A 23,311-nucleotide genomic window follows, 5' to 3' on the forward strand; every position below is an offset into this window, starting at 1 on the left:
GGCCGGGTTGGCCAGCACGGGCCGGCGGTGATGCCAGACCCCGGACATCAGGGGCCGGCGCCGGCCCGGCACGCCACCGATGAACACAGCAAGCTCTCCCCTGTCTGCGGCTGCGGCCGATCTCTCTGCGCACACGCCGATGATGCAGCAGTACCTCGGCCTCAAGGCCGGGTACCCCGACACGCTGCTGTTCTACCGCATGGGCGATTTCTACGAGCTGTTCTTCGGCGACGCCGAGAAGGCCGCGCGCCTGCTCGACATCACGCTGACGCAGCGCGGGCAGTCGGCCGGCCAGCCGGTGGTGATGGCCGGCGTGCCCTTTCACTCGGTGGACACCTACCTCGCCCGCCTGATCAAGCTGGGCGAATCGGTCGCCATCTGCGAGCAGGTGGGCGACGTGGCCACGGCCAAGGGGCCGGTGGAGCGCAAGGTGGTGCGCGTCGTCACCCCCGGCACGCTGACCGACAGCGAACTGCTCTCCGACAAGACCGAGGCGGTGCTCATGGCGGTGCACCCGGGCGCTCGCACCGGTTGCGGACTGGCCTGGATGTCGGTGACGCAGGGCATCGTGTTCCTCGCGCAATGCGCCAGCGACGAGCTGGCGGACTGGGTGGCGCGCGTGGCACCGGGTGAAGTCCTCTACAGCGCCGAGGCCACGCCCGCGTTCGAAAAATCCGTGCAGGCGCTGGCCAGCGGCAGCGGGAACAACGGCGCACGGCTGGTCGCGGTGTTGCGCCCGGCGTGGGCGTTTGATGCCGCACTGGGACAGCGCAAGCTGCTGGAACAGCTGCAGGCCGCCAGCCTCGCCGCCTGGGACGCGCAGGACATGCCCGAAGCGCATGCCGCGGCCGCGGCGCTGCTGAATTACGCCGAACACACGCAGGGCCGTGCGCTCACCCATGTGGCCAGCCTGCAGGTGGCGCGCAGCGGCGAACGCATCGACCTGCCGCTCAACACGCGGCGCAACCTCGAGCTGGTGCAGACGCTGCGCGGCGAGTCCAGCCCCACGCTGCTCTCGCTGCTGGACGTGTGCTGCACCGGCATGGGCAGCCGCGCGCTGCGCAGCTGGCTGCTCGAACCCCGGCGCGACCGCGGCGAGGCGCGCGCGCGCCTGGCCGCCATTGACACGCTGCGCGGCGGCCTGTGGCAATCGCTGCGCGGCTCGCTCAAGGGCGCGAGCGACGTCGAGCGCATCACCGCGCGCATGGCACTGCGCCAGGTCAAGCCGCGCGAACTGGTCGGCCTGGGGCAGACTTTGGAACGCGCACAGCAACTGGCACAGCAACTCGGCCAACCCGCCGACGGCAGCCTGCTGCAGGGCATCGCCAACCGGCTCACACCACCGGAGGGCTGCGCCGGGCTGCTGCGTGCCGCCCTGCTGCCCGAGCCGGCCGCGCTGGTGCGCGACGGCGGCGTGATCGCCGACGGTTTCGACGCCGAACTCGACGAACTGCGCGGCATCCAGACCCACAGCGACGCCTTCCTGATCGAGCTCGAACAGCGCGAGCGCGCGCGCACCGGCATCGCCAACCTGCGCGTGCAGTTCAACAAGGTGCACGGCTTCTACATCGAAGTGACGCAAGGCCAGGCGGCCAAGGTGCCCGACGACTACCGCCGGCGCCAGACGCTGAAGAATGCCGAGCGCTTCATCACGCCCGAGCTCAAGGCCTTCGAGGACAAGGCGCTCTCCGCCCAGGACCGTGCGCTGGCACGCGAGAAATGGCTGTATGAACAGCTGCTCGACCGGTTGCAGGCTTTCGTGCCGGCGCTCACGCAACTCGCGCGCGCCATGGCCGCGCTGGACGCGCTGTGCGCCCTGACCGAGCGTTCGCTCACGCTGAACTGGTGCGCACCGCAGTTCGTCACCGAGCCCTGCATCGAGATCCGCGGCGGGCGTCACCCGGTGGTGGAAGCGCGGCTGAATGAAACCAGCGGCGGCAGTTTCATCGCCAACGACACGGTGCTCGGCCCGAAGCAGCGCATGCAGGTCATCACCGGCCCGAACATGGGCGGCAAGAGCACCTACATGCGCCAGGTCGCGGTGATCGTGCTGCTGGCCAGCATGGGCAGCCACGTGCCGGCCGATGCCTGCCGCCTGGGGCCGATCGACGCCATCCACACCCGCATCGGCGCGGCCGACGACCTGGCCAACGCGCAGTCCACCTTCATGGTCGAGATGACCGAGGCGGCGCAGATCCTGCACGCAGCCACGCCCGAGAGCCTGGTGCTGATGGACGAGATCGGCCGCGGCACCTCCACCTTTGACGGCCTGGCCCTGGCCGGTGGCATCGCCACCCACCTGCACGACAAGTCGCGCGCCTTCACGCTGTTTGCCACCCACTATTTCGAGCTCACCGAGTTTCCGGCCGGCCACCACGCGGCGGTCAACGTGCACGTGAGCGCGGTGGAGGCCGGTGGCAAGGGTGGCGGCGGCATCGTCTTCCTGCACCAGATCGAGCCTGGGCCGGCCAGCCGCAGCTACGGCATCCAGGTCGCGCGCCTGGCCGGTGTGCCCGCCGGCGTGGTGCAGCACGCACGCCACACCCTCTCGGCCCTGGAGGCCCACAGCGCCGAACAGCAGACCCAGGTCGACCTGTTTGCGCCGCCGCCCGTGGCCGAGGCGCCCGAAACCCACCCCGTCGTGGCCGCCCTCGCCGCCCTCGACCCCGACGCGCTGGCGCCACGCGATGCACTCGACCAGCTCTACCGGCTCAAAAAGATGGCCCAATAGCGACCTGAGGCGACATCCGCCCCACGCTCAACCCCAAACGCTCAACGCCCCACCTCCATGACTTACTGCGTCGCCGTCAAGCTCAACGCCGGCATGGTCTTCCTCTCGGACTCGCGCACCAACGCGGGCCTGGACCAGATCAGCACCTTCCGCAAGATGATCGTCTACGAAAAGCCGGGCGAGCGCTTCATGTGCCTGCTCTCGGCCGGCAACCTGAGCGTGTCGCAGTCGGTGCGCGAGATCCTGCAGGTTGAGCAGGTGGTCGACCACGAAGGCGGCGAGCCCATCACCATCTGGAACGCGCGCAGCATGTTCGACGCCGCGCGCGTGCTGGGCGCGGCGGTGCGCCACGTCTATGAACGCGACGGCGACTCGCTGCAGCGCGCTGGCGTGGAGTTCAACGTGTCGATGATCTTCGGCGGCCAGATCCAGGGCGAGGGCATGCGCCTGTTCCAGGTCTATTCGGCCGGCAACTTCATCGAGGCCACGTCGGAGACGCCGTTCTTCCAGGTCGGTGAATCCAAGTACGGCAAGCCGGTGCTCGACCGCGTCATCACCCCCACCACACCACTGGACGAGGCCGCCAAGTGCGTGCTGGTGTCGATGGACTCGACGCTCAAGTCCAACCTGTCGGTGGGCCTGCCGCTGGATCTGGCGGTCTACGAGGTCAACCGCCTGCAGTCCGACAAGATCACCTGCATCGACGACAACAACCCCTACTTCCGCATGCTGCACAACACCTGGGGCCAGAAGCTGCGCGAGGTGTTCGACAGCATCGAGGACCCGACCTGGAACGGCGGACACACCGAGGTCCCGCTGCTGTGCGACAGCCCGCGCGCGCGGCCGCTGCGCAAGATCACGAATGCGAGCGAAAAGCTGATCTGAGAACCGCCCCCGCATGTCGCTGATCATCTTCTCCCACGCCAACAGCTTCCCCGCCAGCACCTACGCCATTCTCTTCAAGTCCCTGCGCTCGCGCGGCCACACGGTGCGTGCGGTGGAGCGGTTCGGCCACGACCCGCGCTATCCCGTCACCAGCAACTGGCCGCACCTGGTGCGGCAGCTGGCCGACTTCGCCGGACCTGAGATCGAAGCCCATGGCGACGGTGCCTGGCTGGTGGGCCATTCGTTGGGCGGCTTCCTAAGCCTGATGTGCGCGGCGCGCCATCCGGTGCTGGGCGGTCACGCGGTCAAGGGCGTGCTGCTGATCGACTCCCCGGTGCTCGGCGGCTGGCGTGCCCGCACGCTCGAGCTGGTCAAGCGCACGCAGCTGGTGGGCTCGATCTCACCCGGCAAGGTGAGCCGCGTGCGCCGCCACCGGTGGCCCGACGCGAACGCGGTCCACGCCCACTTCAGCGGCAAGAAGGCCTTCGCAGAGTGGGACCCTCAGGTGCTGCGCGACTACGTCGACCATGGCACGCGCGACGAGCCCGACGCGCAAGGCCATGTGCACCGCGCGCTCGTCTTCGAGCGCGAGGTCGAGACCGCCATCTACAACACCCTGCCCCACAACCTGGACCGCCTGCTGCGCCGCCACCCGCTGCAATGCCCGGTGGGCTTCATCGGTGGCACGCGCTCGGCCGAGATGAAGCAGGTCGGCATGGCCATGACGAACCGCCTGGTGGACGCGCGCCACCCCGGGCGCAAGGTCATGGTCGAGGGTAGCCACCTCTTTCCCATGGAACGGCCGCTGGAAACGGCCGCCGCAATCGAATCCGCATTGCGTGCGTTGGGTCACGCGCTGTGAGTGGCACGCGGGGAGATACCGACGCAAACTGCACGCCGGCTCCGGTATAACCAGCGCTGCCGTCCAACATGCCCACTGTGCCCGATCCCCTGACGCCTTCCACCATGACTGTGCCCCCGCTGCAGCGGGTGTGGCAGCGCGTCACGGCATGGCAACCCGAGCAGCATCCGCTGTGGACGCGCTTGCTGGTGGCTCTGGCGCTGACGCTGCTGGCCGCCTGGATGCGGGTGGCGCTGGCGCCGGCCGAGTCGGGCGGGCGCTTCATCACCCTGTCCCTGGCCGCGGCCCTCTCGGCGCTGTATGGCGGCTTTCTGGCCGGCATGTTCAGCACCGTGGTCGGCATGGTGGTGATCAACTTCTTCCTGGTCAAACCTTATTTCAGCCTGGTGTTCGAGAACCCCGCCGAGGCGTTCTGGCTCAACCTGTGGCACCTGATGACGCAACTCGTGGTGGTGGGTGCGATCGCGCTGATGCAACGCCGGAACTGGGACCTGCACCGGGCCACCGAGCAGATACGGCGGGGCAAGCAGCAGCTCGAAGACACCTTCGAGCACAGCGCCACCGGCATGGCCCACAGCCACATCAATGGCGGCTGGATCCGCATCAACCAGACCTACTGCGACATCATCGGCTACACCAAGGACGAAGTGCTGGGCATGCATTTCCGGGACTTCACCCACCCGGACGACCTGGACCTCGATCTCAGCCAGTTCCACCGCGCGCTCAACGACGAAATCGACCACTACAGTTTCGAGAAGCGCTACATCCACAAACGCGGCCATGTGGTCTGGGCCTTCCTCACCATCTCGCTGGTGCGCAAGGAATCGGGCGAGGCGGACTACGTGATCGCCGTGGTGCAGGACATCACCGCCCTCAAGCTCACCGAGCAGGCCTTGCGCACCAGCGAACGCCTGCTGAGCCAGGCGCACGAGCTCGCAGGGCTGGCGAGCTGGCAGGCTGATGTCGCGACCCATCGCTTCGTCACCCTTGCGAGCTCGCACCGGGTCCTCGGCCTGCCATCGGCCGAATTCACGGGCGAAGAGCTGCTGGCGCTCACGCACCCGGACGACAAGGACCGGGCGATGAACCTGTGGACGCTCGCGCTGCAAGGCAAGGCGGTGTACCAGTTGGAGTACCGCCTGCTGTTCGGCGGCGAGGCACGCTGGTTCAGCGTGCGCGCGGAATTCGAACGCGATGCGAGCGGGCGCGCGGTGCGCGCCCTGGGCGTGACGCGCGACATCACCGAGCGCAAGCACAACGAGATGCAGATCCAGCAGCTCAATGCCTCGCTCGAACAGCGCATCCAGTCGCGCACGGAGGCGCTGAAGGCCGCCTACGACGAGCTCGAAAGCTATTCGTATGCCGTGGCGCACGACCTGCGTTCACCGCTGCGCATCATCAATGGCTTTGCCCAGGCCCTGCAGGAAGACCACCCCATCCTGGCTGGCGAGAGCCTGCCGCACCTGCAGCGCATCATGGCCGCGAGCAAGAAGATGGGCGAACTCATCGACGCCCTGCTCACGCTCTCGCAGTTCTCGCGCGGCGAGCTGCAGCGCAAGCCGGTCAACATCAGCGCCATCGCCACGCGCCTGCTCGACGAGTTCGCGGGCACGGACCCGCAGCGCAAGGTGCGTCGCCAGATCGAACCCGGGCTGCACGTCATGGCCGACCCGACGCTGGTGGAGGCCCTGATGCAGAACCTGCTGCACAACGCCTGGAAGTACACCGCGCAGAAGGAAGACGCCTTCATCCGCGTCCATGCGGAGGACGTGCAGGGCCAGCGGCGTTTCGTCGTCAGCGACAACGGCGCGGGCTTCGACATGGCGCGCGCGGCCAAGCTGTTCCAGCCTTTCCAGCGACTGCACATGCCGCACGAGTTCAGCGGCATCGGCATCGGTCTGGCCACCTCGCTGCGCATCGTGCAGCGCCACGGCGGCGAACTCCAGGCCAAGGCCGCACCCGGTCAGGGCGCCACCTTCAGCTTCTCGCTGAACACCCGGCTGCTGACCTGACCCCCGGCCCAGCGGGACGGCGCAGGCCGCAACCGGCTGCATTTCGCGCCGCCCAGGCGGCGATTCGCGGCATGGCGCGGCCGTTCCGTCGCACACGCGTGGCACCGCGACACAGCGCCCGGCACAGTGCGCTTCATTCCCCAGGACGGAGCCCACCATGCAACTCACACCCCTCATCGCCGTGCACATGACGGCCGCCATCGCGGCCATCGCCATCGGCCCCATCGCCCTGTGGGCGCGGCGCGGCCATGCCGCTGGCCACCCACTGCGCCAGCGCCCGCGCCTGCACCGCGCGGCCGGCTATGCCTGGGTCACCCTGATGCTGGTCACGGCCATCTCGGCCATCTTCATCCGCGACTTCCGGCTGCCCAACATCGCGGGCTACACGCCCATTCACCTGCTGGTGCCGATCGTGTTTGGCAGCCTGTTCTTCTCCTTCCGCTACCTGCTGCGCGGCAACCTGAATGCCCATCGCCGCCTGATGGTGTGGCTGTACGTGAGCGCCTGCCTGGTCGCCGGCGCCTTCACCCTGCTGCCCAACCGCTACCTCGGCAACCTGCTCTGGCACGAATGGCTCGCCCTGGTCTGAGCACCTCCCTCATTGCCCCTTCAACCACATTTCATCCGGAGAACCCCATGCACCCGACGAATGCCACGATGTCCGCCACAGAACTCGACCGCCTCGCCCGCCGCCGCGCAGGCGCCCGCATGGGCTGGTACGCGCACGCCCTGGTCTTCCTCGCCGTCAACGCCGTGCTGGCCACGATCTCTTTTTCCAACGGGCGCCACTGGGCCATTTATCCGGCGCTGGGCTGGGGCCTGGGCCTGCTGATCCACGGCCTGGCCGTGTGGGTCGCGCTGGGTGGCGGCGGTCTGCAGCAGCGCCTGGTCGCGCAGGAACGCGAACGCCTGGAGCGCGAGCGCAGCGGCCTGTGAACGCGGCGCCGGCCATGCGGGATACTGCGGCCATGCCACCGCTCAACCCCTTCGTCATCGCGCGCCGCGCTTTCGGCGCCGTGGTGTTCAACACCGTGATCGCGCTGGCCATCACCGCCGTGATGGGCGACCATTTTGCGGACAACCTGATGTACTCGCAGTGCATCGGCCTGAGCATCTGGGCCCTGATCGACGGCGGGCGCCACGTGCTGCACCCCAGTGGCTGGCCCGGCGCGGCACCCATGGCGGTGCTGGTGGTGGTGGCGGTGCTGGCGTCCTACCCGGGTGGCATGGCGGTGGCCAACCTGCTGCTGGGTCGCGACCTCCTGAACGGTCTGAGCAACTTCCCGCGCGCCACGCTCGGCCTGCTGCTGATGTCGCTGGCCGCCGGCGGCTTCGGGGCCTACTTCTTCACCAGCCGCGCCATGCTCGCCGGCGCCCGACTGGCCCGGGAAGAAGCCCTGCGCCAGGCCAGCGAAGCGCGCCTGAGGCTGCTCGAATCGCAGCTGGAGCCGCACATGCTGTTCAACACGCTGGCCAACCTGCGCGCGCTCATCGGCACCGACCCCGAGCGCGCCACCGCCATGCTCGACCGCCTCAACGACTTCCTGCGCGCCACGCTCACCGCCTCGCGCACCGAAGCCACCGCCGGGCGCCACACCCTGCAGGCCGAATTCGACCGGCTGCGCGACTACCTCGAACTGATGGCCGTGCGCATGGGACCGCGCCTGCGCTACCGGCTGGACCTGCCCGAAGCCCTGGCCAGCCAGCCCGTGCCGCCACTGCTGCTGCAGCCGCTGGTGGAGAACTGCATTCGCCACGGCCTGGAGCCCAGCCGCGAGGGCGGTGAAGTCCGCGTCATGGCGCGGCGAGGCGCCGGCGTGCAGGATCTGGAACTGGAGGTCAGCGACACCGGCGTCGGCTGCGCGCCCTCGCCCACGCCCGGTTTCGGCCTGACACAGGTGCGCGAGCGCCTGGCCAATGCCTACCCTGGCCGCGCCGAACTCGACTGGCAGGCCGGCCCGGGTGGCGGCACGCGCGCCCTGCTCACCCTGCCCCTGCAAACGCCCGCCGCCGCACCATGAACGCCACCGCCCTGATCGCCGAAGACGAATCCCTGCTGGCACAGGCGCTGCATGCCGAGCTTGCGCGGGCCTGGCCCGCCCTGCGCATCGTGGCCACCGTGGGCGACGGCCAGGCCGCTGTGGCGCAGGCACTGGCGCTGCGGCCCGACGTGCTGTTCCTCGACATCCGCATGCCCGGCCAGACCGGCCTGGAAGCGGCCGCCGAACTGGCCGAGGAGTGGCCCGACGGCCCGCCCTTCCCGGCGCTGGTGTTCGTCACCGCCTACGACGCCTACGCCGTGGCCGCGTTCGAGGCCCAGGCGGTGGACTACGTGCTCAAGCCCGTGCAGGCCGGGCGGCTCGCCCGCACCGTGCAGCGCGTGCAGCAGGTGCTGGCACAGCGCCAGCCGGCGGCCGGTGTTTTCGACGAGTCCACGCTGGCCCGCCTGCGTGCCCTGCTGAGCGCGGGCGACGCGCCCACCGGCACGGCACCCCCACCTCGCCTGCAGGTCATCCCCGCCAGCGTGGGCCAGGGCATCCGCATGGTGCCCGTGGCCGAGGTGCTGGTGTTCGAGGCGGCCGACAAGTACGTGCGCGTGCTGACCGCGGAGAGCGAGGTGCTGATCCGCACCCCGCTGAAAGAATTGTTGCCACAGCTGGACCCGTCGCAGTTCTGGCAGATCCACCGCGGCACCGTGGTGCGCGCCGACGCCATCCACAGCGTGACCCGCAACGAGGCCGGGCGCCTGAGCCTGCGCCTGCGCGGGCGGCCCGAGGCGCTGGCGGTGAGCCGGCTTTACGCCGAGCGCTTCCGGGCGATGTGAGATCGCTCAGCGATGGCCGCCGCGATGGCCATGCCCGTGGCCGCGCTTGTGGCCGTGGCGGCGGTCGTCCCAGCGCGCGCCGTGGCCCCAGTGCGAGCGGTACACCGGGCGAGGTGCGTAGTACACCGGCGGTGGCGCGTAGTAGATGGGCCGGGGCGCGTAGTAGATCGGGCGCGGCGCGTAGTACACCGGCGGGCTCACGTGGTAGACCGGCGGCGCGTTCGACGCGCCCACGACCACGCCGGGCGCATGTACGCCAATGGACCAGTGCACGCCGCCGCCAGCGTGGGCCAGCGAACCCATCGTGGACAGTGCCCAGGCGCCAGCGGCCAGGGTGGCAATGGCAAGGCCTCGGGCCAGTCCCGAGCTGCGGCGCCAGGGGGTTTTGAGGGTCTGCGTGTTCATGTGGGGGCTCCTTGGCAGGGTTCTTGTGTACCCTGTGTCCCTATTAAACGGAGCCTCGCCGCCCCTTGTTCCACACGCACGGTCAAAGTCGTTGCCAGACGTAACGACCGCCCCATCTTTACATTGAATTCCGCATGAAACACCCCACCGATTCCACCGCGCAGGACGTCCTCCACTTCTGGCTCGGTGACGGTTTGCAGCTCGGCTGGTGTTCGGACGACCGGCGCAGCCTGTGGTTCGGTGGCGGCGCGGCGCAGGACGCGCTGGTGCGCGAGCGCTTCGGTGCGCTCGTGGAACAGGCGATTGACGGCGGCCTGCAGGACTGGGAGCACCCCATCACCCACCGCCTGGCGCTGGTGCTGCTGCTCGACCAGTTCACCCGCAACGTGCACCGGGGCCAGGCCCGCGCCTTCGCGGGCGACGCACGCGCGCAGCGACTCGTGCGCCAGGCCATCGACAGCGGGCAGGACCTCGAACTCGCGCCCGTGGGGCGGGCGTTTCTCTACATGCCACTGGAACACGCCGAAGACCTGGCCATGCAGCACGAGTGCGTGCGCTGCTTCCAGCGCCTGCTCGACACCAGCCCACCCGAGCTCCACGACAAGCTGCGCGGCAACCTGCAGTTCGCCGAACAGCACCGCGACATCGTGGCGCGCTTCGGCCGCTTCCCGCACCGCAATGCCGCGCTCGGGCGCACCAGCACGCCCGAGGAAATCGCCTTCCTGCAGGACGGCCCGCGCTTCGGGCAGTGAGCGCGGGCGGGCCACGCGCCCGCCTGTCATGGGATCGACGCACAGAGGTCACACGCGCGTCACGACCGGTTCCTACAACCGTGGGTTTCAACCACAACGTAGAGACCACCCGATGCGCTTCCCGCTGCCCTCCGCTTCCTCTCCCCGCCTGCTCACCGTGTCCCTGCTCATGGGCGCCGTGCTCGCCGCCTGCGGCGGCGGCGACAACGCGCCCGCGCTCGGCCCGGTGGTGGAAGCCACGCCCGCGGGCCTCACGCTGGAGAAGATCGGCGGCTACAGCACCGGCCAGTTCGGCGTCAGCGCGGCCGAGATTCCGGCCTTTGATGCCGCGAGCAAGCGCCTGTTCGTGGTCAACGCCCAGCTGGGCGCGGTCGACGTGCTGGACCTGAGCGACCCCACCAACCCGGTGAAGATCGGCGTGCTCGACGCCACCGCCGTGCTCGCCGGCGCCGAGATCAACAGCGTGGCGGTGCACGACGGCACCGTGGCCGTGGCGATCCAGGCCCCCGTGAAGACCGACCCCGGCCGCATGGCGCTCTACCGCGCGAGCGACCTGGGCCTGATCGGCTCGGCGACGGTGGGCGCCCTGCCCGACATGGTCACCTTCACACCCGACGGCCGCACCGTGCTGGTGGCCAACGAAGGCGAGCCCAGCGACGACTACCAGAGCGACCCCGAAGGCAGCATCAGCGTCATCGACGTGAGCACGCCCGCCACGCCCGTGGTGCGCACCGCCGGCTTCACTGCTTTCAACGGCCAGGAAGCCACGCTGCGCGCCGCCGGCGTGCGCCTCTACGGCCCCAACGCCACGGCGGCGAAAGACCTGGAGCCCGAATACATCGCCGTCTCGGCCGACGGCACCACCGCCTGGGTGACCCTGCAGGAGAACAACGCGATGGCCCGGGTGAACATCGCCACCGCCACCGTCACCGACGTGCTGCCTCTGGGCTACAAGGACCATGGCGCGACCGGCAACGAGCTCGACGCCTCCGACACCGACGGTTCGACCATCAACATCCGCAACTGGGCCGGCGTGCGCGGCATGTACCAGCCCGATTCCATGGCGGCCTACACCGTGAGCGGCCAGACCTACCTCGTCACCGCCAACGAAGGCGACGCCCGCGCCTGGGGTGAGGGCGACGCGGCCTACTGGGCCGGTGACGCGAGCAAAGGCTTCGTGGAGGAGTTCCGCGTCAAGCACCTGATCAACCGCAACGGCTGGGCCGGCCGCGCGGGCGACGACCTGCCGCCGCAACTCAACGCCATGGCCGCTGGCGGCCTGCTCAACCCCGCCACCTTCGGCTATTGCGGCGCCATCGACGGCGACCCGATGGGCTGCCGCGCCGACGGCGCCCTCGGCCGGCTCAACATCAGCTGGACCATGGGCTACCGGGTGGACGCCCTGGGCGCGCCGGTGCTGTTCAACGCCGCTGGTGTGCAGGACCCGACGGGCAACCGCCTCATGTACGACAACCTCTACAGCTATGGCGGCCGCTCCTTCAGCATCTGGAACGCCAGCGGCAACCTGGTGTGGGATTCGGGCGCGGAGATCGAGAAGTTCCTCGCCAGCGCCGACTGCAAGCTCGGCAAGGACCGCAGCATTCCCTGCGCGACGTACTTCAACTCCGGCCACGACGAAGGCAACGCCATGGACAGCCGCAGCGACGCCAAGGGCCCGGAACCCGAAGGCCTGGCGCTGGGCAAGATCGGCAACAAGACCTTCGCCTTCATCGGCCTGGAGCGCATGGGCGGCGTGCTGGTGTACGACATCACCAACCCCGCCGCGCCCACGCGCGTGGACTACCTGAACACCCGCGACGAATGGGTGACCGACCCGCCGAGCCTGGCCACCGCGGGGGACCTGGGCCCCGAAGGCCTGGTGTTCATCCCCGCCGCACGTTCGCCCAACGGCAAGCCGCTGCTGGTGGTGGGCAACGAGGTGAGCGGCACCACCGCGGTGCTGCAGCTCAACCTGACGTACTGAACGTCAGCCGGACGCCAGCGGCCGCAGCGCCGCTGGCAGCCAGCCGGCCAGACGGGTATGGATGGCGGCCTCGTGCCGCTGCCACCAGATGCCCAGCGCCACCACGCCCAGCCCGAGCAGCGTGAGCGCGAAGGGGAACAGCAGGCTGTCCTCGAACACGCGCCAGGCCAGGTAACCCAGATAGCTGGCCACGCCGATCGCGCCGAGCACGGTGAACACCCGCCGGCCGATGGCCGCGCCCAGGAACACCAGCCCCACGTTGATCAGCGCGTACAGGAATTTGTTGAACTCCGATTCGCTCTCGCGCAGGCTCAGCCCGCACCAGAACATGATCGCGCCGAACAGGTAGAGCCAGAAGGCGAAGTCCTGCCGGTCTTCGGCGTTCGTGGCGGTGCGCGTGCGCAGGTCCACCCACACGGCAAGAGCGCAGGTGGCCAGGCCGAACACCAGCGACACATCGCGCGTGAATTCCCAGTCAAAGCCGTCCTTCTGCATCAGCATGTGCGCCACGTCCATGCTGAGGTACCAGATCGTCACGGCCACTGGCATCACCATGAAGGGCAGCTTGAAGCGGTAGAGCAGCACCACGGCAGCGGCCAGCGTGGCGAGTTCCAGCGTGAGCCAGCGCCAGTCGATGTAGCGGTGGTAGTCGCGGTAGCTGTCGGGCCCGCCGTCGGGCCACAGCCCGATGCCGGACTGGAACGCCCACACCGCCAGCGGCACCAGGCACACGGCCAGCGTGGCCAGCACGCCGGCCGGCGTGCGCAGGTTGTTCGCCAGCAGGTTGCGCGCCACCAGCAGCGCACCCGTGAGGTAACCCACCGCCAGCACGAACACGCCCCAGGCGCCGAACAGTTCCCAGCCCAGCGTCATGAACAGCGTCATGGCGCCAATGGCCAGCATGCCGCCGAAGTAATACAGCGTGTTGGTGAAGCTGAACACCGGCCCGCGCTCCAGCGGCGCGGGGTGCGTGGGCATCTCGCGCATCGCATCGGCGGCCTCGGCGTCCTCGCGCGCGAGCTCGGCTGCCGTCGGCACCGCGGCGGTGCCACCACCGGCCCCCACGCGCAGCGGGCTGCCCGGCGTGGCCCAAGAGGCCCAGAGCGCATGCGCCTCCGTCGGCAGGATGGCGCCTGCCTCCACGGCGGCCTGCACGTCGTGCCAGCCAATCTGCACGCGCACCGAGGGCAGGAACACGTCCTCCGTCTGCGTGATCTCCCACCGCGTGGGCTCGTCGGTGGGCATGGTGTCGGGGTTGTCGTTGTTGTCCATCTGGGGCTTCCTCTTCCTCGTCCGGGAGCAGCCACGATAGCTGAAACCGCCCGAATGGAACCAAAGTAGCACTGCCCCCAAGGCGCTACGGGCAGGGCCGCATCAATAGAATGCGGCATGAGCTCCACCACCCCCGGCAACAAGCCGAACAACGCCCCCGCCGCCGAAGGCGAACACAAGGTCAGCAACTTTCTGCGCCAGATCATCGAACACGATCTGGCCGCCGGCACCTACGCCCAGCGCCGCTGGGGTGGCAGCCCGGGCGACGCCGCACACCACGCCGCCGGCCAGAGCGACCCGGCGAAGATCCGCACCCGCTTCCCGCCCGAGCCCAACGGTTACCTGCACGTGGGCCACGCCAAGAGCATCTGCCTGAACTTCGGCCTGGCGCGCGACTACGGCGGCGTGTGCCACATGCGCTTTGACGACACCAACCCCGAGAAAGAAGACACGGAGTACGTCAACAGCATCCTGGACGCGGTGCGCTGGCTGGGCTTCAACTGGGAAGCCAATGGCCAGCTGCACCTGTACCAGGCCAGCGACTACTTCGACTTCATGTACCGCGCCGCCGAATACCTGGTACAGGCCGGGCTGGCCTATGTGGACGAACAGACCACCGAGCAGATGCGCATCAACCGCGGCGACTTCGGCAAGCCCGGTGTGGACAGCCCCTTCCGCAACCGCACGCCGGCCGAGAACCTGGCGCGTTTTCGCGAAATGCGCGACGGCCAGCACGAAGACGGCAGCATGGTGCTGCGCGCCAAGATCGACATGGCCAGCCCCAACATCAACCTGCGCGACCCGGCCATCTACCGCATCCGCCGCGCCACGCACCACCACACGGGCGACGCCTGGTGCATCTACCCCATGTACACCTTTGCGCACCCGCTCGAGGACGCGCTGGAACAGATCACCCACAGCCTGTGCACGCTGGAATTTTAAGACCAGCGCCCGTTCTACGACTGGCTGCTGGAACGCCTGTGCGAAGGCGGCCTGCTGCAAAGCCCGCCGCCGCGCCAGTACGAATTTGCGCGGCTGAACCTGACGTATGTCATCACCAGCAAACGCAAGCTCGCGCAGCTGGTGTACGACCACAAGGTCAGCGGCTGGGACGACCCGCGCATGCCAACAATAGTCGGCCTGCGCCGGCGCGGCTACACGCCCGAGAGCATCCAGCTGTTTGCCGAACGCATTGGCGTGACCAAGAGCGATTCCTGGATCGACTACAGCACGCTTGAAGGCTGCCTGCGCGAAGACCTGGAAAACAAGGCCCACCGCGCCATGGCCGTGCTGGACCCCGTCAAGCTGGTGCTCACCAACTGGGCCGAGGTCTTTGGCGCTGACGACTACACCGAAGACTGCACCCAGCCCGCCCTGCCCCACAGCGCGATGGCCGAAGGCCAGACCCCGCCGCCCGACCGCATCTTCAAGATCGGCAAGGAGGTGTGGATCGAACGCGAAGACTTCGAGGAAGTGCCGCCCAAGGGCTACAAGCGCCTCTTTCCGGGCAACGTGGTGCGCCTGAAAGGCGGCTACGTCATCGAGTGCACCGGCGTCGGCGCCAAGGACGCGAACGGCACCGTGACCGAAGTGCACGCCAAGGTCATCCCCGGCACCAAGAGCGGCACCCCCGGCGCCGACAGCGTGAAAGCCAAAGCTGCCATCACCTGGGTGAGCCTCGCCAGCGGCGTGCAAGCCGAAGTGCGCCTGTACGACCGCCTGTTCCTGGACGCCCAGCCCGATGCCGGCGGCAAAGACTTCATCGAAGCGCTGAACCCGGACAGCCTGAAGGTCGTCACCGCCTACGTGGAGCCGTCACTGGCGGCGGCGAAACCGGATGAAAAGTTCCAGTTTGAGCGGCACGGGTACTTTGTGGCGGATCGGGTGGATCACGTGGCGGGGAATCCCGTGTTCAATCGGGTTACGGGGTTGAAGGACAGCTGGGGAAAGTGATCGCCCCAAGGCGATTTACAAGCAGAAAATGCCGGTGGCTTTCGGAGCGCATCGGCATTTTTCTTGGGAGAGACAACCTTGCAGCGATTGCGGTAGTTCCCGCATGGTTATTTAACTTGCGATCTGCGCCGCATTGCCGTCATTCATCCTTCAGCTGGGAGGGTCGGCGGCTTGCACGCCGTGGTGTCACGGCTAGGCTGCTGCGACCAAAGATCTGCGAACGTAGATTGATGCCTCATTCGGTGTCTAGGATTTCAAGGAAAGTGCGTGCAATACCCAATCTCCGAGTTTCCAGAGTCCGGCGGCGGCGATTGATGCTGCGATGCCCAAGAGAAATCCAATGAAGCGTTCCTTCGCGATCTCGCGCTGCGAGGGAATGCCTGCCAGCTTCTTGAAGACGTCAATGTCCGATTGAGCGATGTCTCGTACCGCTGCCAGCTCGCGTTCCGCAGTAACCCTTTGCCTATTGGCGCTGTTCAATCGCTCGATTGCTGCCGCAAGTTCGGCCTTGTTTTCCTCGGCAGCGGCCTTGAGTTCGTCGATAGCGTCAAGGGCTTCTATGAGGTTTCGTCGTGCCGCATCAATGCGCTGGATTCGCTCGTCAAGGCTGGCAGGCTCATACCTCTCCGGGAATAACTCTACGGTCGGGCGTCCATCCTGAACGCCAAAACGAAATACGGGCTTGGTCCAAAGCTCAAGTACCTTGGAGAGAATGGCAGCAAAGACTGAAGGTTCAACCATGAGTGCTAGTAGTTTTAAGCTTTGAATTCGGATTCGGGATAGTGCTGGGCCCAGCGGCTGACGACAAGTACCGCAGCATTCCTGCTTTAACGTTCATACCTGTGGTGTCTAGGTGGGAAAGCGCCCGTGCGGTCGCAGCACATTCCCATAGTCTCACTGGGAATGACGGCTTCCGATGTTGAACCAGATGGACACACCAGGCACGTTGCTGTCCTAGCTTGGTATGGATCGGAGCGGCAGGCTTGTGCAAAGCGGTTCAAACCAGTCAGCTGCAAACGATCTGGTTAAGCGAGTAGACGCTTCAAGGTCGTGATCGACCAATCTCCAAACCCGTTGATCAGGGTGCCAGCAACGACCAACAACACTTCCCATGCTCGGAGCTCGTCCTTCGCGGCCGCATAGTTCTCCGCCAATCTATGCTGCACCTGCTCCCTAAAGACGGACTCAGTTCGTTGTTTGACTTCAGGCGTCAAATTCTGCGAATTGTTCACGGATCCCCAAACCATCGTGTCGACGATTGCGTCGAAGTTCTCTTGGAGGTGTTTCATCTGCTCGGCGTGGACCCACCCATGAAAGCGCGAGACTGCCAGCAAAACGCCGGAGACGATAACCAACGATCCAGCTCGATTGAACCATGTTGGATCGTAGTACCAAGCGAGCCATGCCCCAACGGCAAGCGCCATGAGCGACGTGCCCAACGCCGACACTTGCGGAGCGCGGCGGCCGATGTGTACATATATGCTCACGCTAATCCCCAAGGCTAGCCTCGAATCTCATACTGCGGCATGCCTACGTAACCATCCACATGCGAAACGGTTCGGTAGATCTTGCTGCCTTTAACCTCGTATTGAGGCATACCGTTGTAGCCGTCAACGTGCGAGACAGTGCGATAGATCTGATTTCCTCGGATCTCGTACTGAGGCATGCCATGGTAACCATCCTCATGGGAAACGGTACGGTAAATGAGATTGCCGCGAATCTCATATTGAGGCATTCCGGTATACCCAAGAACATGCGATACCGTTCGGTAGATTTTTGACATATCGAGGTTGATGAGTTGACACGATCGAGCTGCAACGGTGAGCTCAGCAATGTCGAAGAACGTTGTTTTCCTCGATCACCATGGGTACGCTTGATCGACGGCCTAACCACTCGTCTCTCGCGCTAGCAGCGTCTGGATCCTTCGTTGCAAGGCATAATTTTTTTGAACGTATTCGTCAGCGTTTCCAACTTTTGCCGCGAGTGTCCACACTGCAGCTGCCGATATTGCGTAGCGTGAGCTGGCGCCGAACAACCCACCCAGAGCCCCCCACCAATAGTTGGGAACAATGACAGCGCCTCCCGGTTGAACGAAGGCAAAAAACCCGACGCACAGTATGAACCAAGTCACAAGGCTAAGCGTGGCAAGCTCCGCAGTTACCCGGGCGACAAGCTTTGATGGATTTGCCTGTAACTCTTGGACAAGTGTGAGCTCCTTCTGCAGTTCATCAAGTCGCCTCCTCAGGGTGCGAGCAGTTAGCCTTGTTAAGCCGGCTCCAGACCAGCCGATGAGGGACCGTAGTGCACGCTGAACTGAGGGCGTGACTAGATTCACGGCGATGCCGATAAATGCACCTGCGAGTAAAGAGGGCCAGTCCATTTAAATGCCAGGTCTAATGTTGTTTGCGCTTCAAGTCTTCTCGACACACCGCACGACCATCGACGCCGAGTCGTGGTGTCAGGGCCCCCTCTCTTGATAGGGCCAAATACTGGCATCCAGTACCGAAATCCGTGTAGAGGATCAGACCTGAGGGACGTCCATTGAGCGTGTCGTCCGTATCGTCCGGAACTAGTTGCTGTGTTGCTGGGACCGCTGTGGCATTTCCACCTGCGCTCGCCCGGGCCTCCTGCGTGCTCTCCGATCCGCAACCCGACACGCCGAGCAAGGCACACAGCGGGGCGACATACCAAAGAAATTTCATCAAAGTTCCCTTCAATTTACTCCCATTAGGCCTGCCGCGCCGCGGTCAGACTTTTGTGGAATGAATGAATCATCTTGCTCAGTCGAGGAGTGCAAATCGTGAAGCTTGGCCATATGCATGGTCTAAATTGAATCATGCCTAGAGACGCCTGCTTGGAGCATCCTCAATCTTCCGCTTCTGTCACTGGTACTTCAGGCGGATTCTCTACCAAGTTTGCCCTACTCAAATGCTCGAATGGCCTAGCTTCTGGGTCGCTCAGTATTGAGTCCCAGTTTCCCCGATTCAGGCCTTCAACGTTAAGCCACAACAGGACTACTTCGTACTGGGATAGCTGCGACTTGATGAGGTCGTAGTACCGCTTGCGTTGACTTGCGCTTGCTTCAATCTCCGCGCTTTGATCCTTCACGTGCTTGAAGAGGTGATACACCGTCCTAAAGTAGTGCTCGATCTCCCACCCGTCCGATTCTAGAAAGCGCTGGTAGGCAGTTGAGAGTGGGACACTGTTCTTCTGCGATATGGCAACAATCCTCCTGTAAAAAATTCGGAAGCAGTCACGGCCATGCATGATAGTTTTGTCCTTCATCTTGCGATCTATGGACTGCAAGACGGATGCATGGAGAGAAAGCAACGTGAAAAACTGGTGCTCGAACGCCTGAAGCCTCGCTGCTTGCGTTTGACTTCGCAACGTCGCCGCGATCAGTACAACGGAAATAAGGCCGAAAAGCGGATTCAGCAGGCCGCCTATGTAATCGCCAAACTGTCCCCACTCGGCAACACCGCTAGAAATATCCGCCTTCCTGAAATTCAGAAAAAATGCGCAAAGGAGACTCACAATAGCTGCCACCCCGAAGCGAAAAGGATGGCGAACCAGGACGTCGGAAATCTTCATGACAGATACCTATTGGAGTTAAATGCACACGTGCGCAGTCTAACCTTGACACCTCATGCAGGAGGCCTGAACACGTGCTGCAGAACCGCGGCATATTGAACTTCGAGACGAAATGGTGTCATTTTTGTTCAAGGCTCAAAGCGTACTGGGTACGCATCAGTCGATGGCGTACCGCTCGGTGCGTTGAGCATCGGATGCGCAGCATTCAAGTCAGGGCTAGCGACAGCTCTACGGTGTGCTCGTTTTGTCGTCCATCGTCCGCTCTGGATTGAGTGCGCCAGCTGAGAGCGAAATATTGAATGTCGCAGTCCAGTCTGAAGCCGACATGTTCGCACTGCTCGATATGCAAGAAACATCGCCCTCGAACAGATCGGCTTCGCTACTTCAGCAACCCAACTCGCGATATCGCTTGCGGCTCTTGAACAAGGCCATTTGCGCATCTTTCAAGTTTGATGGCGCGGCCTGTGTCTCGGCAGCTTGTTCCGCAGGGATGCGCTCATCCAGCAGACGGCATTCCACCTTTGCCAACTCGCTCAGCTTGAACCGGCGATGCATCGTGATGCGTTCTTCGTGAGTCTTGCCTGTGATGGGACGCACGGCCTCGCTGAACGTCCGGTTGGTTTCGTCGCGGCGCACGTCGGCACCTTTGCGGCTGACGCCGCTGGACTTGTCGAGACCCTGGGTGGGTGTGGTGTCCACCGCTTTGGCGCCAGGGCAGGGTTCGTGGGAGTAGGCCACCCTGCCGTTGGCTTCGCACCGGTACACGGCCTGGGCCCATGTGCCCTGCGCAGCGACTGCCAAGCAAAAGGCCGTGCACGCCCATTGAACAAGCTTCAACCTTTGCTGGTGTCTGCCTGACATCCTGATCTCCCCGATTGTTGTGGACTGCGGCATCATGCCGTTGCAGTTCAACATGCGAATCGGGGAGATCACTATGGCCAGAAGCCGCCGCTCGGGTCGAGGAGCACGTACAGCCCGCCGAACTTTGAAAGAAAAGGGTCTGACAGCGATGGCCCTTGGTGTGGGGCTGCTGGTCATGTCGTTCGTGCTCAACAAGCCCGGACCAATGGCCGCAGTGGCCAAGGGCCTTGCCACACCAGCCTGGGTGGCCTTGGGCATCGGGATCGTGCTGGTGGTTCTGGGCGCGCTGCTGGGGCGCAGCAAAGGGGGCGAGGGCGAGCAACCGATGGCAAAGGTTGAACCAACACTCGCCACGAATTCCCGACGTTCCAGGGCCATCTCAGCAGATGCCCCCGCTCACGCACCCACACAATGGAGCGCCGCTGTGTTCGCTGCCATTGAGTGGCGGCGCTTCGAGGCGGTGGTAGAAGCGCTGTTTTCCCAGGCTGGTTTTGACACGCGCTCGCAGTCGCACGGGGCGGACGGCGGGGTGGACATCTGGCTGCACTCCAGGAACGCCGACGGCCCCGTATCCGTGGTGCAGTGCAAGCACTGGCAGGGCAAACCTGTCACGGTGAAGGAACTGCGCGAATTCCTGGGCGTGATGGCCTCGCACGGCATCAAGCGCGGCACCTACGCCACCACGTCGCGCTACACAGCCGACGCGCTGGCGTTTGCCAAAGCCAATGGCATCAATGCGCAGGACGGCAACGGTTTGCTCAGTCTGATTGGCCAGCGCACGCCAGAGCAACAAGCCCAGCTTCTGGCTGTGGCGTACGAAGGTGAGTACTGGAAGCCCACCTGTGCGAGTTGCGGCGTGAAGATGGTGCAGCGCGAAGCGAAGAAGGACGGTGCACCTTTCTGGGGTTGCATGAACTACCCTCGCTGCAAGCGCACACTTCCGATGAAGGCTGCACATTGAACGCGGTGAAACGCGATTCACGGAACACATCACACACCGCACGCATGCTCACCAACCTAACCCCCTTCCTCCTCCACTGGACCATCACCGCCCTCTCCCTGTGGGTGGCAAGCCATCTGTTCAAGGGCATCCGCTTCAGCGGCACGGGGGCGCTGGTGGTGTCGGCGCTTTTGCTGGGCCTGGCCAATGCAATCGTGCGGCCGCTGCTGGTGGTGCTGACGCTGCCGCTCACGCTCATCACCTTCGGCCTGTTCCTGCTGGTCATCAACGCGCTGATGCTCATGCTGGTCGCCAAGCTGGTGGACGGCTTCAAGGTGGATGGCTTCTGGACGGCGCTGTGGGCCAGCCTGTTCATCTCGCTGCTGAGTCTGGTGCTCGGCGCCTTCGTGCTGGGCGGCTCGCCCGAGTTCACCATCCAGACCAGCCCGGGGCCTGGGCGGGTCTGGCTTTGAGGCTTGGCGCAGTCGGTTGTCCTGTCCAACGGCTCCCTCTACACTCACAGCCATGCGCCCCTCTCAAGCCCTTCACCTGCACCGCTTGCAAATCCGCGAAATCGCACTGCGCCACCGTGTGACTGGGGTGAGCGCGTTCGGCTCGGCCATTCACGGCGACGACGTTGAGGGCAGTGACCTGGACCTGCTGGTAGAGCCAACGCCCGCGACCACGCTGCTGGACATTGGTGCTATTCGCCACGAGCTGAAGGCGCTGCTGGGCATGGAGGTGGACGTGCTGACGCCCAATGGCCTGCCCGCGAGCTTTCGCGAACAAGTGCTTCGCGAGGCTGTGCGGCTGTGACGCGCGGCAAGCCGCTGCGCACGGCCGACTACTTGCAGCACATCGCCGAGGCAATCGACAACATTCTGAATTACACGGCAGGGCAGGACGCCGCAGGCTTCAAGGCCGACCGCAAGACGCAGGATGCAGTGATCCGCAACCTGGAGGTCATCGGCGAGGCGTGCAACAACGTGGCCAAACACCACCCGGCTTTTGCTCAGCAGCATCCACAGGTGCCATGGGGCTTTGCCTACGAGATGCGCAACGCACTCTCGCACGGCTACTTCAAGGTGGATCTGGACATCGTATGGGCCACGGTCACCTCGGACTTGCCCGGTTTGAAGGCCAAGTTGACGTCGTTGACGCTGTAAGACACCGGTCGCACACGGCAAGGGCGACCACTGCCGTCAATACGTTCGGACCCATGCACGCCGCCATAGCCCAACACCTTGCAGGCATAGCCGCCATCTGCCAGCGCTACCGCATTCAGCGCCTGGAGGTGTTTGGCTCGGCCGCGCGGGCCGATGACTTCAACCCCGAAAGCAGTGACGCCGACTTTCTGGTGGAGTTCGCGCCTGGTGTCCAGCCTGACCTGCACACCTTCTTCGGCGCGAAGTCTGATCTGGAGCGCTTGCTGGGCCGAGGGGTGGATCTGGTGGAACCCGGTGCGGTGCGCAACCCCTACGTGCTGGCCAACATCAACCGCCACCGCGAAGCCATCTATGCAGCGTGATCCGCGCGCCTTCCTGTGGGACGTGCGCGAAAGGGTTGCAGGGCTCAGACCAGCCCGCGCTCAGTGCAGCGTGTTCGACATGATCTGGTGCATTTCCTGCTCCAGATCCTTCGACGGAATCACCACCATCTGCTTGCCGCCGAATTCCGCCGAGTAGCGCGGCGTTTCGCTGGCGTGTTGATAGGCGCTGCCAAGCCGGTCCAGCAACCTCTCGACCTGGCCTTGCGACAGGTGGTGTTCCTGCATGAGGTCTTTCAGGCTGCTGACCTTGCCGTCGTGAATCCAGGCCAGGCCAAAGTTCTCGGGGGGTTTGCCCAGGAACACAAAGGCCTCATGCGCGGCCGGAACCACCTGCAACGGGTCACGTACCTTGTGCGCCAGTTCCTCCAGCGGCGCCTTGACTTCGTCGAGCTTGGCCATCGCATCGGTGCCGGCCGGCAGCGGCGGATACGCGGGCTTGGAGCCAAGAATCTTGTCGAGGAATCCCATGTCGTTCTCCTTTCAGAAGAAAAGGGTGAAAAGAGCCTGGCAACGGGTCACAAGCCCGGCACGGGCGGGGAAAGATGCCGCCAGACGGTTTCACCTTAGACCATCGGGGCCCGCATTTCAAACCGGATCGATGAAGTGCCCGCGAGTCTCGCCCCTGAAGTTCGGCCCGTTTGCGCGTCAGACCGCTTCCGGCAACCTCGCAATCACCTTGATCTCGAACTG

Annotated in this window: 22 protein-coding genes and 1 pseudogene; 16 read left to right on the forward strand and 7 right to left on the reverse strand. The window is 65.3% G+C overall.

The genetic code is table 11. From position 1 onward, the window contains the following. The first annotated feature begins 79 nt into the window (after nt 1–79). The 8 genes from mutS to AB7P10_RS17305 all read left to right on the forward strand — a co-directional run bounded on the left by mutS (nt 80) and on the right by AB7P10_RS17305 (nt 9,314). Nucleotides 80–2,731 (forward strand): DNA mismatch repair protein MutS, encoded by a 2,652-nt coding sequence (gene mutS / locus AB7P10_RS17270; RefSeq protein WP_428295093.1) that lies wholly within the window; start codon nt 80–82, stop codon nt 2,729–2,731. Nucleotides 2,732–2,788: 57 nt separating this feature from the next. Further along, entirely contained in the window at nt 2,789–3,616 is an 828-nt protein-coding gene (locus tag AB7P10_RS17275) for a peptidase (RefSeq protein ID WP_428295094.1), read from the forward strand. Between the two features lie 13 nt (nt 3,617–3,629). Then, nucleotides 3,630–4,478, forward strand: a complete 849-nt coding sequence (locus tag AB7P10_RS17280; RefSeq protein WP_428295095.1) for an alpha/beta fold hydrolase — start codon at nt 3,630–3,632, stop codon at nt 4,476–4,478. 104 nt (nt 4,479–4,582) lie between these two features. Continuing rightward, complete coding sequence (locus tag AB7P10_RS17285) at nt 4,583–6,490, forward strand: PAS domain S-box protein (protein WP_428295096.1); 1,908 nt, start codon at nt 4,583–4,585, stop codon at nt 6,488–6,490. A gap of 157 nt (nt 6,491–6,647) precedes the next feature. After that, nucleotides 6,648–7,079, forward strand: coding sequence for a DUF2306 domain-containing protein (locus AB7P10_RS17290; protein WP_428295097.1), 432 nt, complete (start codon nt 6,648–6,650; stop codon nt 7,077–7,079). Between the two features lie 47 nt (nt 7,080–7,126). Further along, nucleotides 7,127–7,426: a 2TM domain-containing protein gene (locus AB7P10_RS17295; protein WP_428295098.1), complete on the forward strand. Its 300-nt coding sequence runs from the start codon at nt 7,127–7,129 to the stop codon at nt 7,424–7,426. A 32-nt stretch (nt 7,427–7,458) separates the two neighbouring features. Then, entirely contained in the window at nt 7,459–8,511 is a 1,053-nt protein-coding gene (locus AB7P10_RS17300; RefSeq protein WP_428295099.1) for a sensor histidine kinase, read from the forward strand. Then, nucleotides 8,508–9,314 (forward strand): LytR/AlgR family response regulator transcription factor, encoded by an 807-nt coding sequence (locus AB7P10_RS17305; protein ID WP_428295100.1) that lies wholly within the window; start codon nt 8,508–8,510, stop codon nt 9,312–9,314. The genes AB7P10_RS17300 and AB7P10_RS17305 overlap by 4 nt, the downstream gene beginning before the upstream one ends. Nucleotides 9,315–9,320: 6 nt before the next feature. On the opposite strand, the gene AB7P10_RS17310 is transcribed toward AB7P10_RS17305, so the two are convergent. Next, nucleotides 9,321–9,719: a hypothetical protein gene (locus AB7P10_RS17310; RefSeq protein ID WP_428295101.1), complete on the reverse strand. Its 399-nt coding sequence runs from the start codon at nt 9,717–9,719 to the stop codon at nt 9,321–9,323. 134 nt (nt 9,720–9,853) lie between these two features. Between AB7P10_RS17310 and AB7P10_RS17315 the strand changes: the two genes are divergently transcribed. Both AB7P10_RS17315 and AB7P10_RS17320 read left to right on the forward strand, forming a co-directional pair. Beyond that, the gene (locus AB7P10_RS17315) at nt 9,854–10,471 is read left to right on the forward strand and encodes a DUF924 family protein (protein WP_428295102.1); all 618 of its coding nucleotides are present in this window, start codon (nt 9,854–9,856) and stop codon (nt 10,469–10,471) included. A gap of 112 nt (nt 10,472–10,583) precedes the next feature. After that, entirely contained in the window at nt 10,584–12,455 is a 1,872-nt protein-coding gene (locus AB7P10_RS17320) for a choice-of-anchor I family protein (RefSeq protein ID WP_428295103.1), read from the forward strand. Between the two features lie 3 nt (nt 12,456–12,458). Here AB7P10_RS17320 and AB7P10_RS17325 read toward each other — a convergent pair whose 3' ends face one another. Further along, nucleotides 12,459–13,727, reverse strand: a complete 1,269-nt coding sequence (locus AB7P10_RS17325; RefSeq protein WP_428295104.1) for a DUF2157 domain-containing protein — start codon at nt 13,725–13,727, stop codon at nt 12,459–12,461. Between the two features lie 117 nt (nt 13,728–13,844). Between AB7P10_RS17325 and AB7P10_RS17330 the strand changes: the two are divergent. Beyond that, nucleotides 13,845–15,680, forward strand: a pseudogene (locus AB7P10_RS17330) (glutamine--tRNA ligase/YqeY domain fusion protein). 246 nt (nt 15,681–15,926) lie between these two features. Here the strand turns inward: AB7P10_RS17330 and AB7P10_RS17335 are convergent. From AB7P10_RS17335 to AB7P10_RS17350, 4 genes are all read right to left on the reverse strand, one after another. After that, nucleotides 15,927–16,421 (reverse strand): hypothetical protein, encoded by a 495-nt coding sequence (locus tag AB7P10_RS17335; RefSeq protein WP_428295105.1) that lies wholly within the window; start codon nt 16,419–16,421, stop codon nt 15,927–15,929. A gap of 284 nt (nt 16,422–16,705) precedes the next feature. Next, nucleotides 16,706–17,104: a hypothetical protein gene (locus tag AB7P10_RS17340; RefSeq protein WP_428295106.1), complete on the reverse strand. Its 399-nt coding sequence runs from the start codon at nt 17,102–17,104 to the stop codon at nt 16,706–16,708. Nucleotides 17,105–18,545: 1,441 nt separating this feature from the next. Further along, nucleotides 18,546–19,271, reverse strand: coding sequence for a putative phage abortive infection protein (locus AB7P10_RS17345; protein WP_428295107.1), 726 nt, complete (start codon nt 19,269–19,271; stop codon nt 18,546–18,548). 384 nt (nt 19,272–19,655) lie between these two features. After that, entirely contained in the window at nt 19,656–20,186 is a 531-nt protein-coding gene (locus AB7P10_RS17350) for a DUF4124 domain-containing protein (RefSeq protein ID WP_428295108.1), read from the reverse strand. Between AB7P10_RS17350 and AB7P10_RS17355 the strand changes: the two genes are divergently transcribed. The 5 genes from AB7P10_RS17355 to AB7P10_RS17375 are packed head-to-tail and all read left to right on the forward strand — an operon-like array spanning nt 20,167 to nt 22,600. After that, nucleotides 20,167–21,093 (forward strand): restriction endonuclease, encoded by a 927-nt coding sequence (locus tag AB7P10_RS17355; RefSeq protein ID WP_428295109.1) that lies wholly within the window; start codon nt 20,167–20,169, stop codon nt 21,091–21,093. The two genes, AB7P10_RS17350 and AB7P10_RS17355, sit on opposite strands and share 20 nt — an antisense overlap. A 44-nt stretch (nt 21,094–21,137) precedes the next feature. After that, complete coding sequence (locus AB7P10_RS17360; protein ID WP_428295110.1) at nt 21,138–21,545, forward strand: phage holin family protein; 408 nt, start codon at nt 21,138–21,140, stop codon at nt 21,543–21,545. 52 nt (nt 21,546–21,597) lie between these two features. After that, nucleotides 21,598–21,888: a nucleotidyltransferase family protein gene (locus AB7P10_RS17365; protein ID WP_428295111.1), complete on the forward strand. Its 291-nt coding sequence runs from the start codon at nt 21,598–21,600 to the stop codon at nt 21,886–21,888. After that, on the forward strand, nt 21,885–22,238 hold the full coding sequence (locus AB7P10_RS17370; RefSeq protein WP_428295112.1) for a HepT-like ribonuclease domain-containing protein: 354 nt from the start codon (nt 21,885–21,887) through the stop codon (nt 22,236–22,238). The genes AB7P10_RS17365 and AB7P10_RS17370 overlap by 4 nt, the downstream gene beginning before the upstream one ends. Before the next feature lie 53 nt (nt 22,239–22,291). Beyond that, on the forward strand, nt 22,292–22,600 hold the full coding sequence (locus AB7P10_RS17375) for a nucleotidyltransferase family protein (RefSeq protein ID WP_428295113.1): 309 nt from the start codon (nt 22,292–22,294) through the stop codon (nt 22,598–22,600). Between the two features lie 60 nt (nt 22,601–22,660). On the opposite strand, the gene AB7P10_RS17380 is transcribed toward AB7P10_RS17375, so the two are convergent. Beyond that, nucleotides 22,661–23,089 carry a hypothetical protein gene (locus AB7P10_RS17380; protein ID WP_428295114.1) on the reverse strand — a complete coding sequence of 143 codons (429 nt, stop codon included), beginning with the start codon at nt 23,087–23,089 and terminating at the stop codon, nt 22,661–22,663. Between the last annotated feature and the right edge of the window lie 222 nt (nt 23,090–23,311).

The organism is Hydrogenophaga sp. (assembly GCF_050182545.1).
Classification (GTDB): domain Bacteria; phylum Pseudomonadota; class Gammaproteobacteria; order Burkholderiales; family Burkholderiaceae_C; genus Hydrogenophaga.

Coding starts and splice junctions, on each gene's coding strand:
- mutS (WP_428295093.1), top strand. CDS start 80: ATGAACACAGCAAGCTCTCCCCTGTCTGCGGCTGCGGCCGATCTCTCT.
- AB7P10_RS17275 (WP_428295094.1), top strand. CDS start 2,789: ATGACTTACTGCGTCGCCGTCAAGCTCAACGCCGGCATGGTCTTCCTC.
- AB7P10_RS17280 (WP_428295095.1), top strand. CDS start 3,630: ATGTCGCTGATCATCTTCTCCCACGCCAACAGCTTCCCCGCCAGCACC.
- AB7P10_RS17285 (WP_428295096.1), top strand. CDS start 4,583: ATGACTGTGCCCCCGCTGCAGCGGGTGTGGCAGCGCGTCACGGCATGG.
- AB7P10_RS17290 (WP_428295097.1), top strand. CDS start 6,648: ATGCAACTCACACCCCTCATCGCCGTGCACATGACGGCCGCCATCGCG.
- AB7P10_RS17295 (WP_428295098.1), top strand. CDS start 7,127: ATGCACCCGACGAATGCCACGATGTCCGCCACAGAACTCGACCGCCTC.
- AB7P10_RS17300 (WP_428295099.1), top strand. CDS start 7,459: ATGCCACCGCTCAACCCCTTCGTCATCGCGCGCCGCGCTTTCGGCGCC.
- AB7P10_RS17305 (WP_428295100.1), top strand. CDS start 8,508: ATGAACGCCACCGCCCTGATCGCCGAAGACGAATCCCTGCTGGCACAG.
- AB7P10_RS17310 (WP_428295101.1), bottom strand. CDS start 9,719: ATGAACACGCAGACCCTCAAAACCCCCTGGCGCCGCAGCTCGGGACTG.
- AB7P10_RS17315 (WP_428295102.1), top strand. CDS start 9,854: ATGAAACACCCCACCGATTCCACCGCGCAGGACGTCCTCCACTTCTGG.
- AB7P10_RS17320 (WP_428295103.1), top strand. CDS start 10,584: ATGCGCTTCCCGCTGCCCTCCGCTTCCTCTCCCCGCCTGCTCACCGTG.
- AB7P10_RS17325 (WP_428295104.1), bottom strand. CDS start 13,727: ATGGACAACAACGACAACCCCGACACCATGCCCACCGACGAGCCCACG.
- AB7P10_RS17335 (WP_428295105.1), bottom strand. CDS start 16,421: ATGGTTGAACCTTCAGTCTTTGCTGCCATTCTCTCCAAGGTACTTGAG.
- AB7P10_RS17340 (WP_428295106.1), bottom strand. CDS start 17,104: ATGGCGCTTGCCGTTGGGGCATGGCTCGCTTGGTACTACGATCCAACA.
- AB7P10_RS17345 (WP_428295107.1), bottom strand. CDS start 19,271: ATGAAGATTTCCGACGTCCTGGTTCGCCATCCTTTTCGCTTCGGGGTG.
- AB7P10_RS17355 (WP_428295109.1), top strand. CDS start 20,167: ATGCCGTTGCAGTTCAACATGCGAATCGGGGAGATCACTATGGCCAGA.
- AB7P10_RS17350 (WP_428295108.1), bottom strand. CDS start 20,186: ATGTTGAACTGCAACGGCATGATGCCGCAGTCCACAACAATCGGGGAG.
- AB7P10_RS17360 (WP_428295110.1), top strand. CDS start 21,138: ATGCTCACCAACCTAACCCCCTTCCTCCTCCACTGGACCATCACCGCC.
- AB7P10_RS17365 (WP_428295111.1), top strand. CDS start 21,598: ATGCGCCCCTCTCAAGCCCTTCACCTGCACCGCTTGCAAATCCGCGAA.
- AB7P10_RS17375 (WP_428295113.1), top strand. CDS start 22,292: ATGCACGCCGCCATAGCCCAACACCTTGCAGGCATAGCCGCCATCTGC.
- AB7P10_RS17380 (WP_428295114.1), bottom strand. CDS start 23,089: ATGGGATTCCTCGACAAGATTCTTGGCTCCAAGCCCGCGTATCCGCCG.